Here is an 11,274-nt window from a genome sequence, read left to right on the forward strand (position 1 = left end):
GTCAAACTATTAATTATCTTGAGATAATTGTCTTGAGATAATTGTCTTGAGATAATTATCTTGAGAGTAGGTGGACAGGTCATAGCTTAGCAAGATTATGCGTTCAAAACAATTGTAAACGGATATGATGGGGAATTTAGTATTATTGGCAACAGAAGCTCATGGAGAAGGTGGTTTCGGATTAAACTTTAATATTCTTGAAACCAACCTAATCAACCTGAGTATTTTGTTGGGGGTACTGTACTACTTCGGTCGCCAATTAGTGGGAAACGTTTTGAGTGAGCGACGCTCAAAAATTGAACAGACTATTAAAGAAGTAGAAGCTCGTCAAAGACAAGGAGCCGAAGCCTTAGCAGATCAACAGCAGAAGTTAGCTCAAGCCCAAGTCGAGGCAGAAAACATTCGTGCTGCAGCAGAAGTTAATGCTAAAGCAGCTAAAGAGGCAATTTTGGCCGCTTCGGCTCAAGAGATAGAACGGATGAAAGAATCAGCAGTTCAGGATTTGAACTCGGAAAGGGAACGAGCCATGGCCGAACTACGTCAGCGAGTTGCTACTATGGCAATGGCTAAGGTGGATTCCCAACTAAGAGAGACATTAGATGACTCTGCTCAACAACAATTAATTGACCGCAACATCGCTCTGTTGGGAGGTGGCTCATGAAAGGTGGTTTTTTGAGTGGCCAAGTACTCGAACCTTATGCAGAAGCTTTCCTCGATTTGGCTAAGTCCGATAACGAACTCAAAGGCAAACTGAGTGAGGATGTAGATACTCTGCTGAATCTTTTGAAAGAATCGCCACAATTGCAGGAGTTTTTAGGCTCTCCTGTGGTCAAAGCTGAGGATAAAATCGGGGTGTTGCAACAAATTGCTGGGGACCAACTTCACCCCTACACCATGAATTTTTTAAGAATTCTAGTAGACCGTGGGCGCATTGTGTTTTTGGAAGGCATTTGCCTGAAGTACCAAGAACTTCTCAGGGAGTTAGATCAAACTGTTTTGGCTGAGGTCAGTTCAGCAATAGAACTCAGTGAAGCTCAGCAAGAATCAGTTCGTGAGAAAGTTAAGTCCCTCACGGGAGCCAACCAGGTGGAACTGCAGACAAAAATTGACCCGGATGTAATCGGTGGTGTGATCATTAAAGTCGGGTCTCAGATATTTGATGCCAGTCTCAAAGGACAACTACGTCGCATCGGTATGGCTCTGACCAGTTGAAGTACGTCACGTTGGTGGTTGTTAGCCTGAGGCTTCCCTTTTAGGGTAGGTTAGTAAGTTAAAAGTTAACCCCTTGGGAAATAACCTTGAACAGTTAATAGTCAACAGTCAAAAGTCAACAGTTAATAGTTAACAGTAAACAATTAGTTAGTTAACGATAAAAACACATCATGATTAGCATTAGACCAGACGAAATTAGCAGCATTATTCGGCAGCAAATTCAAGGGTATAACCAAGGTTTTGCGGTTTCCAACGTTGGAACGGTTTTGCAAGTTGGTGATGGTATTGCCCGGATTTATGGCTTGGAAAAGTGCATGGCTGGGGAACTGCTGGAGTTTGAAGATGGCACCGTTGGCATTGCCCTGAACTTAGAACAGGACAATGTGGGTGCAGTGCTGATGGGGGATGGTTTACAGATCCAGGAAGGTAGCTCGGTTACTGCTACTGGTAAGATTGCTCAGGTACCCGTCGGAGAGGCACTGATTGGTCGGGTAGTTGATGGCTTGGGTCGTCCCATTGATGGTAAGGGGGATATTCAAAGCACTGAATCCCGTCTGGTGGAATCCATTGCCCCAGGGATTATTGCGCGGCGTTCAGTTTGTGAACCCATGCAAACTGGAATCACCGCTATTGACGCTATGATTCCCATTGGACGGGGTCAGCGAGAGTTGATTATTGGTGACCGACAAACCGGGAAAACTGCTATTGCTGTAGATACGATCATCAACCAGAAACAAGAAGATGTAATTTGTGTCTATGTTGCTATTGGTCAGAAGGCATCTACGGTAGCCCAAGTGGTGAATACCCTCCAGGAAAAAGGAGCATTAGACTACACTGTGATCGTGGCAGCGAATGCCAATGACCCAGCTACTCTACAGTTCTTGGCTCCCTACACCGGTGCCTCGATTGCCGAGTACTTTATGTACAACGGTAAGGCAACCCTAGTGATTTATGATGACTTGTCTAAGCAAGCTCAAGCCTATCGCCAGATGTCCCTACTGCTGCGCCGTCCACCAGGACGGGAAGCTTATCCAGGAGATGTGTTCTACGTCCACTCCCGGTTGTTGGAACGGGCAGCTAAACTGAATGATGAACTGGGTGGTGGTAGTATGACCGCACTGCCTATTATTGAAACTCAGGCTGGTGACGTATCAGCTTACATCCCGACTAATGTAATTTCTATTACCGATGGTCAAATCTTCCTCTCCTCTGACCTATTCAACTCTGGTGTCAGACCAGCGATTAACCCTGGTATCTCAGTGTCACGGGTAGGTTCTGCTGCCCAAACCAAGGCCATGAAGAAAGTGGCTGGTAAGTTGAAGCTAGAACTAGCCCAGTTTGACGACTTGCAAGCTTTTGCTCAGTTTGCCTCCGACTTGGATGCCGCAACCCAAGCTCAGTTGGCTCGGGGTCAACGTTTACGGGAAGTGTTGAAGCAACCTCAGAATTCACCCCTAGCTGTGTTTGAGCAAGTGGCAATCGTTTACGCTGGACTCAATGGCTATCTCGATGATGTGCCTACTGATAAGGTGACAACTTTTACTCAGGCACTGCGGGAGTACTTGAAAACCAGCAAGCCAGAGTACGTTGAGATCATCAAAAACGAGAAGAAGCTCACTGATCAAGCCGAAAGCATTCTAAAGGAAGCGATCGCAGAATACAAACAGACCTTCCTAGTCTCTGCTTAACAGGTTAAAGATTAGTTTCGGTTGCAGGTTAATTTCCGTTGCAGGTTACCGGTTAGTAGGTTGCAGGTTAGTAGGTTGCAGGTTAGTAGGTTGCAGGTTGCAGGTTAATTTCAGTTGCAGGTTAGTAGGTTGCAGGTTCTCTAAAAAACAGTCAACCTACCCTACACCGAACCCCAAAGGCCAACAACCAGACAACCTTCAACCTTCAACCAGACAACCTTCAACCTTCAACCAGACAACCTTCAACCTTCAACCAGACAACCTTCAACCTTCAACCAGACAACCTTCAACCTTCAACCAGACAACCTTCAAGCCGAGACAACCGTCATCCTTGAACAGATTATGCCTAATCTAAAAGACATTCGCGATCGCATTAAGTCAGTCAAAAATACCCGGAAAATCACCGAAGCGATGCGCCTTGTGGCTGCGGCTAAGGTACGTCGTGCTCAACAACAGGTGACTGCCACCCGTCCTTTTGCTGACCGCTTAACACAAGTTCTCTACGGTTTGCAAAACCGGATGCAGTTTGAAGATGCCAATCTGCCCCTACTAAAAGAACGGGAAATCAAGAATGTAGGCTTGCTCGTCGTTTCAGGGGATCGAGGACTATGTGGCGGTTACAATACTAACGTTATCAAGCGTGCCGAAAACCGTGCAAAGGAACTACAGGAGAAAGGGGTTGGCTACAAATACGTGCTAGTTGGACGCAAAGCTATTCAGTACTTCGAGCGCCGCAATCAGCCAATTGATGCCAAGTACACCGGTTTAGAACAGATTCCCACAGCATCAGAAGCATCTATGATTGCTGACCAACTCCTCTCCCTGTTTCTGTCTGAAACCGTAGACCGGGTGGAGTTGATATACACCAAATTCGTCTCATTGATTAGTTCTCGACCTGCGGTTCAAACCCTGCTACCCCTAACAGCTAAGGGACTAGAATCACAGGATGATGAAATCTTCAGACTGACAACTAAAGGTGGTGAGTTCAAGGTGGAGCGGGAGGTAGTCACAAGGGGAACTACCGAGACTTTCCCCCGTGACATGATTTTTGAACAAGACCCCGTGCAAATCCTCGATGCCCTGTTGCCTTTATATCTAAACAACCAGTTACTACGGGCATTACAAGAGTCAGCAGCTAGTGAACTGGCTTGTCGGATGACAGCAATGAGTAATGCCAGTGATAATGCATCGGAACTGACTGGTAAACTAACCCTAACCTACAACAAGGCACGGCAAGCCGCAATTACCCAGGAAATTCTGGAAGTTGTGGGTGGTGCTGAAGCACTCGGTTAATTTCATTTTATTTCATTTATTATCGTCACCTGCAAAGATTACCCGCGTCTGGAATTAACCAGGCGCATTTTTACTTTTTGCGAATTGTAAGCATATGCTTACAGGAGGAGAGGGAAGAGCGGGTTAAGTCATGAAACAATTATGGAATCGCCAGCCGGTTGAGATTAGGCACACAATATTGGCTGCTATTTTAGTATTAGTTATAGTAAGTTTTTTTTATTTTGTCAAATTTGAAGGAAATATTACTGGCTTTTTCAGAATTGGGTCATTATTTCCTATTTCTCCTTATCTCAATAGTCATAAAGTATTGATTTATCAGGGAGAGCAGGGATATGATGGTCAACAGTTTCTGAGTATTGCTCTCGATCCATGGTTAGAAAACTCAGGGACAATAGAAGCCATTACTCCTCCGCAATATCGCTACAGAAGAATTCTCTATCCACTGCTAGGTTATCTATTAGGTTTTGGGAATCCCCAGTTAATTCCCTACGCAATGGTTGGGATTAACTGTCTAGCTATTATTCTCATAGTATTTGTGAGTAGTTTATATCTGAAACAATATAGTGGTAGAACTTGGCACTCACTCCTGGTTCTTTCTATACCAGGAGTTTGGATGGTTTTATCCCTTTCAACAGCTGATTTAATCAGTAGCTTGCTGCTAGTAACAGCTATCTATTTTTATCGCAATGAAAAACCGATTTACACAGCAATAGCCATCACAGCTGCTTGTCTGACAAGGGAGACAATGCTATTAATGTGGTTGGCAATTTTATTAACCAGTATATGGGAGCGCAAAGGTCGGCAGCTGCAACATCTATTATGGGCTTGGATACCAGTAGCTGGGTGGGCTATCTATGTTTTCTATCGTCTAGAGGCTCAAGAAAATCTAGAAGGTAGTGAAAATTTTGGCTACCCCCTATTTGGCATAGGTCAAAAGCTGATTAATAGTCTCACAGGAGGACTAGGAGGAAAAAACCTGTTTGAAGCTTATTCGTTTGCCTTATTAATAGCAGCTTTTGTAGTCACTATACTGCTAGCCAGTCAATCCCTACGAGAAAACAAGGTTATCCTAATCAGTGCAATTATTTATGCTGTGCTATTTTCCATGACTAGCATGACTATCTTAGGTTATTATTTAGATTATTCTCGTGTATACCTAGATATCTATTTCTTACTATTACTCAGCAGCAGTAACTCAAAACGCTATTTAAACTATTTAAAAAATATCCTCATGGCTGGTGCCAGCTTGGCAAGCATCACCTATTTACTTGCCCATTCATGAAAAAGCGGAAAGGTAAAATGAAGATTTGGGAAAAATTTGATTTAGCGTTTGTATTTGAGATGTAAAATTTAACACGATAAATAAAGATATAATGTCAGGTGTACTTTGGGCTAAAAAGCGACATCATGAATAATATCAAGTCAGGTTGAATACCCATAATTAGAGGGAGGGTGGGAAGTGTGGGGAGGGTGGGAAGTGTGGGGAGGGTGGGGAGAGGGGGAGATAAGAACCCACCCCTAACCCCTCCCAGGAGCGGAATATCGGGAGATGGGGGAGATTTTTATTAAGGGTAATTGTCATAAAATTATATTAGCTTTCTATTGCCGAAGAGTGTTTTTGCATGCATTGAGATGCACCCCTTCTAAAATACTCAGCCCTGGTGCTAATGGTTTAGTAAATAGGAGCACTTCCTTTTGAAAATAAGCTTGATATTCATCATAGCATCTATGAATAATCTTTTTGACCCTTGGATAATCACTTTTTGCTAACTTAAGAATACCCGAATCATAACGGTAATGGTCAGAGTCAATTAAGATAAATAAATTAATCATTAAAACAATAACCATGCCAGTTCGTGACTACTATCATGATATTGTACGCAATGCCCTTCAAAAAGACGGTTGGACAATCACCCACGATCCCTATCGTTTAAAACTCACTAGAAAAAAGAATTTATATATTGACTTAGGGGCAGAACGACTCATTGCTGCGGAAAAAGGTGTCCAGAAAATTGCTGTTGAAATCAAAAGTTTCCGCAGTGCATCAGAAATGAAAGATTTAGAGGAAGCAGTGGGTCAATTTGTCTTGTATGAACACCTACTGGCACGCTACGAACCCGAAAGAAAACTCTATTTAGCTGTTCCAGAAGATGTGAGATCATCAGTGTTTGAAGAAGAAGCAGGACAAGTTTTAATCGAAGATAAAATAATTCGCATTTTTACCTTTGACGTCAATCAAGAGGAGCTTATTACATGGATACCTTAAACAAAACTAATCTAAAACAAGCCATTATCAAAGTCTTACAAGACTACGTTGAATTTTTAGGAAATGACCCCGAAAGCGACCTTCAATTAATCATTGACGAAAATAAAGATCACTATCTCCTCATGGAAATAGGTTGGCACAAAAATCAAAGAATTTACGGCAGTTTGATTCACATTGATATCATTAACGAAAAAATTTGGCTTCAACAAGACGGCACAGAAGAAGGAGTCGCCAACGAACTGGTAAAACTAGGCATTTCACCCCAACAAATTGTCCTTGCCTTTAAAACCTTAGAACGCCGTAAAATAACTGACTTTGCCGTTTCCTAATTCAAAACTAAGTACCTAGGCAAAATTGCTTACACATTGAAAGTCTTGCTAGGCAAGGCTTTCAGCACTACTTTAAGTTAATTTCCTTAGTTTTATTTAGACCAAAACATTATGATTGTGATGCTTTTATCCTAATTCAATTAAAAATAACTGCTATTACCACAATTGACTGGTCAAGGTATTAAAAACGCTAAATGTTCACCCTCCAATTGCTGCAAATTTTTGGTATTCCCTTGTAATCTCAATGTTCCTTTATCTAAGCAGGTGCACAAAATTAATTACACATTTTCCAAAACTCAAAGCCTTACGATGTAAGGGTTACAGAGATTGGTAGTAGGCAATTAATTTTGTTTAGGTGCTTAACAATACAATCCAATCAGCACGCAAGATGACTCTAGGACGTTGACTAATCATAATCTCAGCATTTATACGGATTTAGAGTAGCAGAGCGTCTTTCGTTTCAAACGAGCTAAATAATGTCAAAAAGCGAGTATTTTATCCTTGAAGCTTATTCATTTGCCTTATTAATAGCAGCTTTTGTAGTCACTATACTGCTAGCCAGTCAGTCCCTGCGGGAAAACAAGGTTATCCTAATCAGTGCAATTATTTATGCTGTGTTATTTTCAATGACTAGCATGACTATCTTAGGGTATTATTTAGATTATTCTCGTGTATACCTAGATATCTATTTCTTACTATTACTAAGTACCAGTTACTCAAAACGCTATTTAAGCTATTTAAAAAATATCCTCATGGCTGGTGCCAGCTTGGCAAGCATCACCTATTTACTTGCCCATTCATGAAAAACCGGAAATTCGTCAGCTAATGCGCTACGCCCACGCTACTTGAGGTGCTATCAGCTAATGCGCTACGCCCACGCTACGCGAATAGGTTTTTAATAAAAGAGGTAAGCATTAGTTTAATCTGAGTTAAGTCGGCTGAGGAGTGACAGCTTATGGCACATCAAGTAGCACCTCAAGTAGCGCATTAGCTTACATTTTCATTAATCTCTCAACATTAAATTATCCCTAAAGAGATTTATGTTAAGCTGACGGCTGACAGCTGACGTAAATTGTTTAAAGAAAACTCCAACAAAGAAAAAAAAATTACTTAGATAGCTTCTTTCATCGCGCTGTAATTATATATTAGACCTATTGGATAAGTCTCATAAACCGTGGGTGAAGACAAGGCAAAAGGCAAGAGGCAAGAGGCAAAAGGGATAGATACAGCATTTTTAATAACTCTCAGATGTGCTCGAAGAATTAATAATTAAATTCGCCACGGGTCTCACCTCAGGTACACAGGATTTTTTCCTTTTCCCCTCTGAACTCTTACCTGCTCCCTGCTCCCTAAAACCTTAGGTGCGCTTTCCGTTGGCGAATTTAATTCGCCACGGGTCGCACCTCAATAATTTGTACCTGACCGAATGGCAAAACGCTGTAAATGCTTTAAAGGACATGAATGATCATCCAATTAAAGCTTTTTATAAATTATCTAAGTGAAGTAAATTTATTTCACAACATCTTTAACTAATCGATACGTATAATTATGCTGATTTTATAATCAATAGCAATTTTTTCGCTTATTCTGAATCTATAAATTGAAACATTCAGCTATCAGCTAACGCCTTAGGCGCATCTACGCTGACTATATATCAGCCCTTGCCTGAGCTGAATGCTTACCTTTTTTCACAAAAAGGTCAAATTTAACTTGATTAACTTAACTATTAGAGGCTGACAACCACAGCAGTTTTCAGATACAACCTCAGATCCCACCCAGGTGTGCATTATATAACAACTGAAAATTAATTAATTACAGAGGGAAAATCAATGGTTTCTAATGATAACTTTGCAGACCGGATATCCTTAAACGGTACATCAGTTAGTACTACAGGCACTAACGAGGGTTTCACTGGGGAGCCAGGTGAGCCGAATCATGCAGTAGTTGACTTCCAGTGGAATTCTGCCTGGTGGTCTTGGACAGCTCCTGCTGATGGTATCGTGACCATTGACACTTTTGGGAGTAACTACGACACTACCCTGGCAGTCTACACTGGTTCAGCAGTTGACAGTTTAACGCCGATTGCCAGTAATGATGACACCTTTGGTTTGCAAAGCCAAGTTCTATTTACTGTTACCGCTGGTACAACCTACCAAATTGCGGTTGATAGCTTTTTCGGCAACACAGGCTTGATTGATCTCAACATTAACTTCGATATTGAGGACAATCGGATTTCCGGAACATCAGGCAATGATAGCCTGTTCGGTACTGTCGAAAACGATCAGATTGACGGTTTGGCTGGCAATGACACAATCTTTGGTAGTGAGGGAATTGATACCCTGATCGGCGGTAATGGTAATGACCTGATCTACGGTAGTTCACAGCGGGATGTGATTTACGGTGGTAGCGGTAACGATACCATCTTCGGCAGTGAGGGTGATAATGTAATTTATAGTGGTTCTGGTAATGACATAATCTATTCTGGCTCTGGCGATGATTACATTAGCAGTGGCAGTGGTAACGACACCCTGTGGCTAGGGGGTGGTGAGGATCTAATTGTCCTCGAAAGCGGCAATGGCTTTGATACTATCAACAACTTCCAGCTTGGTCTAACTACCTTTGATTTTTACAATAGTGATCAGCTGAGCATCGTTGATGGTGCTAATGGTGCCGAAATCTCGAGCGACGGAGACCTCCTGGCTGTGGTGAGTTGGACTCAAGCTAGCACTCTCAACGATAATCTCTCTGAGGTGTTTGTCTAGAATTTTTCTGAAAGCCTGCGGTGGAGCAAAGCTTGCCGGAGCATAAAATCATTACTTGATTAGCATAGTGCGTCTGAGTGAACTCAGGCGCATTTTTGATCAGGGTTGGTGTGCTCAGGGCTTTTGTTAAGAAAAATTACAAAAATCTGCCCTTTTGTGGCAAAATAGCAGATTTAATTTAATTTTCCATTAGAGCCTGAAAAACACAGCAGTTTTCAGATACAACCTCAGGTACGACCCAGGTGTGCATTACATCGCAGCTAACGATTAATTAATTACGGAGCAAACATCAATGATTTCTAATGATAACTTTGCAGACCGGGTATCCTTAAACGGTACATCCTAACAACTTAGGATAATTAGTGATCAAAAAAGGCGTTTTACTAGGGGATTGTAACCTAGTTTTAGGATAATATACGGTTTAGTATAGCTGCATTAATGCACAGACATAAACCGAAGTATTTACAATAGCTAAATGAAAGGAGTCACAGGATACACTTCGTTTATAGGTCCTCTCTAAAACGAACAAAACTATTTGATCAGGAAAATTATTATGGGTGTTAAGCGTTCTGGAAAAAACAATATTGATGCTTTGTTAGGTGAACATTATTGGGTTGATACAGGTAAACCAGTTTCTCTAACTTACAGTATTAATTACTCAACTGGAAGTGATGGGCTTGATTTTAGTGAAAGATCAATGGTGAGAGAAGCCCTGACAAGGTGGAGTGAAGTCGCTAATATTACATTTCGTGAAGTATCAAACAAAGGAAACCTAAGTTTTTATGGACAAAGTGGAACCGGTGGAGTAGCAAGTTGGGGGTCTAATAAACTAGACCATGTAACTATTAAGCTTGGGAAAGATTCTGCTACTGGCAGAGGTAATAGGTTTCTCGAAGTAGCACTACATGAAATTGGACATGCACTTGGTTTAAAGCATCCAGGCAACTATAATTTTGAAACTGGTAAGGGTAACCCACCCTTTTTACCGTACTACCAAGACAACAACACTAATACCCTGATGTCTTATAACGATGTCGGTGAATATGCAGCTACACCAATGCCTTATGACATCAGAGCTGTACAGTACCTTTACGGAGCTAAGACTTTTAATTCAGGGAACACTAATTACCAGTTTGATACTGTCTACGGTCATAGCAATGGATATTATGCCTATCGTGGTAGTAAAACAAAACCTATGAAGTTGTCACTCTGGGATAGTGCTGGAGTTGATACTTTAGATTTTTCTAAACTTGCTGCGAGAAGTTCTGGATATTATTTCGACATCAGAGAAGGTGGTATACTGACCACTCGGGATTCTTATAACTCAACCACCTATCAACCGAGAGATAACAGAAACGATACCAGCTCATTGCGATATAAGACTACTCGTTATGGAACCTCAATTGCCTACGGAGCCATCATTGAGAATGTAGTTGGTAGCTCAAGTAACGACACTATTATTGGCAACAATAGTGCTAATAATCTGAAAGGTGGTGATGGTAATGATCGTCTTTATGGTAATGCCGGTAACGACTACCTGAAGGGTGGCTCAGGCAATGACTACTTAGACGGTGGAACTGGTAGCGATCGCTTATACGGTGGTACAGGCAATGACAATCTCTATGGCTCTAGTGGTAATGATACCCTCAGTGGTGGTTCTGGCAATGACTACTTAGACGGTGGAACTGGTAGCGATTACATGTTGGGAGGTTCCGGTAATGACC

At 41.8% G+C, this 11,274-nt stretch carries 12 protein-coding genes; 11 read left to right on the forward strand and 1 reads right to left on the reverse strand.

Annotated features, from left to right (window positions below):
• Positions 1–127: 127 nt before the first annotated feature.
• From F6K63_RS10115 to F6K63_RS10140, 6 genes are all read left to right on the forward strand, one after another.
• Positions 128–661, forward strand: coding sequence for a F0F1 ATP synthase subunit B (locus F6K63_RS10115; RefSeq protein WP_008181104.1), 534 nt, complete (start codon positions 128–130; stop codon positions 659–661).
• A complete protein-coding gene (atpH, locus tag F6K63_RS10120; protein WP_008181106.1) occupies positions 658–1,212 on the forward strand; it encodes an ATP synthase F1 subunit delta in 555 nt (184 codons plus the stop codon). Before F6K63_RS10115 ends, atpH begins: the two co-directional genes overlap by 4 nt.
• A 170-nt stretch (positions 1,213–1,382) precedes the next feature.
• Positions 1,383–2,900 (forward strand): F0F1 ATP synthase subunit alpha, encoded by a 1,518-nt coding sequence (gene atpA, locus F6K63_RS10125; RefSeq protein ID WP_008181107.1) that lies wholly within the window; start codon positions 1,383–1,385, stop codon positions 2,898–2,900.
• A gap of 97 nt (positions 2,901–2,997) precedes the next feature.
• Positions 2,998–3,255 (forward strand): hypothetical protein, encoded by a 258-nt coding sequence (locus F6K63_RS10130; RefSeq protein ID WP_131826958.1) that lies wholly within the window; start codon positions 2,998–3,000, stop codon positions 3,253–3,255.
• Complete coding sequence (locus tag F6K63_RS10135) at positions 3,243–4,193, forward strand: F0F1 ATP synthase subunit gamma (RefSeq protein WP_008181110.1); 951 nt, start codon at positions 3,243–3,245, stop codon at positions 4,191–4,193. The genes F6K63_RS10130 and F6K63_RS10135 overlap by 13 nt, the downstream gene beginning before the upstream one ends.
• Positions 4,194–4,323: 130 nt before the next feature.
• The gene (locus F6K63_RS10140) at positions 4,324–5,475 is read left to right on the forward strand and encodes an AZOBR_p60025 family cell surface glycopolymer formation protein (RefSeq protein ID WP_008181114.1); all 1,152 of its coding nucleotides are present in this window, start codon (positions 4,324–4,326) and stop codon (positions 5,473–5,475) included.
• 317 nt (positions 5,476–5,792) lie between these two features.
• Here the strand turns inward: F6K63_RS10140 and F6K63_RS10145 are convergent, their stop codons facing one another.
• Positions 5,793–6,041, reverse strand: a complete 249-nt coding sequence (locus tag F6K63_RS10145) for a T3SS effector HopA1 family protein (protein WP_008181116.1) — start codon at positions 6,039–6,041, stop codon at positions 5,793–5,795.
• Here F6K63_RS10145 and F6K63_RS10150 point away from each other — a divergent pair.
• The 5 genes from F6K63_RS10150 to F6K63_RS10170 form a co-directional block, all read left to right on the forward strand.
• The gene (locus tag F6K63_RS10150; RefSeq protein WP_008181117.1) at positions 6,040–6,459 is read left to right on the forward strand and encodes a XisH family protein; all 420 of its coding nucleotides are present in this window, start codon (positions 6,040–6,042) and stop codon (positions 6,457–6,459) included. The two genes, F6K63_RS10145 and F6K63_RS10150, sit on opposite strands and share 2 nt — an antisense overlap.
• A complete protein-coding gene (locus F6K63_RS10155) occupies positions 6,447–6,788 on the forward strand; it encodes a XisI protein (protein ID WP_008181118.1) in 342 nt (113 codons plus the stop codon). Before F6K63_RS10150 ends, F6K63_RS10155 begins: the two co-directional genes overlap by 13 nt.
• 476 nt (positions 6,789–7,264) lie before the next feature.
• On the forward strand, positions 7,265–7,591 hold the full coding sequence (locus F6K63_RS10160) for a hypothetical protein (RefSeq protein ID WP_008181119.1): 327 nt from the start codon (positions 7,265–7,267) through the stop codon (positions 7,589–7,591).
• A gap of 1,026 nt (positions 7,592–8,617) precedes the next feature.
• Entirely contained in the window at positions 8,618–9,550 is a 933-nt protein-coding gene (locus F6K63_RS10165; RefSeq protein WP_287311948.1) for a calcium-binding protein, read from the forward strand.
• 553 nt (positions 9,551–10,103) lie between these two features.
• Positions 10,104–11,274: M57 family metalloprotease (locus F6K63_RS10170; RefSeq protein ID WP_287311951.1), on the forward strand; the 1,171-nt coding region annotated here is incomplete at its 3' end.

Source organism: Moorena sp. SIO1G6 (assembly GCF_010672795.1).
Taxonomy (GTDB): Bacteria; Cyanobacteriota; Cyanobacteriia; order Cyanobacteriales; family Coleofasciculaceae; genus Moorena; species Moorena producens.

What these genes read in the sequence shown, in the direction of transcription:
- atpH (WP_008181106.1), top strand. Translation starts at nt 658, where the DNA reads ATGAAAGGTGGTTTTTTGAGTGGCCAAGTACTCGAACCTTATGCAGAA.
- F6K63_RS10150 (WP_008181117.1), top strand. Translation starts at nt 6,040, where the DNA reads ATGCCAGTTCGTGACTACTATCATGATATTGTACGCAATGCCCTTCAA.
- F6K63_RS10115 (WP_008181104.1), top strand. Translation starts at nt 128, where the DNA reads ATGGGGAATTTAGTATTATTGGCAACAGAAGCTCATGGAGAAGGTGGT.
- F6K63_RS10165 (WP_287311948.1), top strand. Translation starts at nt 8,618, where the DNA reads ATGGTTTCTAATGATAACTTTGCAGACCGGATATCCTTAAACGGTACA.
- F6K63_RS10145 (WP_008181116.1), bottom strand. Translation starts at nt 6,041, where the DNA reads ATGGTTATTGTTTTAATGATTAATTTATTTATCTTAATTGACTCTGAC.
- F6K63_RS10135 (WP_008181110.1), top strand. Translation starts at nt 3,243, where the DNA reads ATGCCTAATCTAAAAGACATTCGCGATCGCATTAAGTCAGTCAAAAAT.
- F6K63_RS10155 (WP_008181118.1), top strand. Translation starts at nt 6,447, where the DNA reads ATGGATACCTTAAACAAAACTAATCTAAAACAAGCCATTATCAAAGTC.
- F6K63_RS10160 (WP_008181119.1), top strand. Translation starts at nt 7,265, where the DNA reads ATGTCAAAAAGCGAGTATTTTATCCTTGAAGCTTATTCATTTGCCTTA.
- atpA (WP_008181107.1), top strand. Translation starts at nt 1,383, where the DNA reads ATGATTAGCATTAGACCAGACGAAATTAGCAGCATTATTCGGCAGCAA.
- F6K63_RS10140 (WP_008181114.1), top strand. Translation starts at nt 4,324, where the DNA reads ATGAAACAATTATGGAATCGCCAGCCGGTTGAGATTAGGCACACAATA.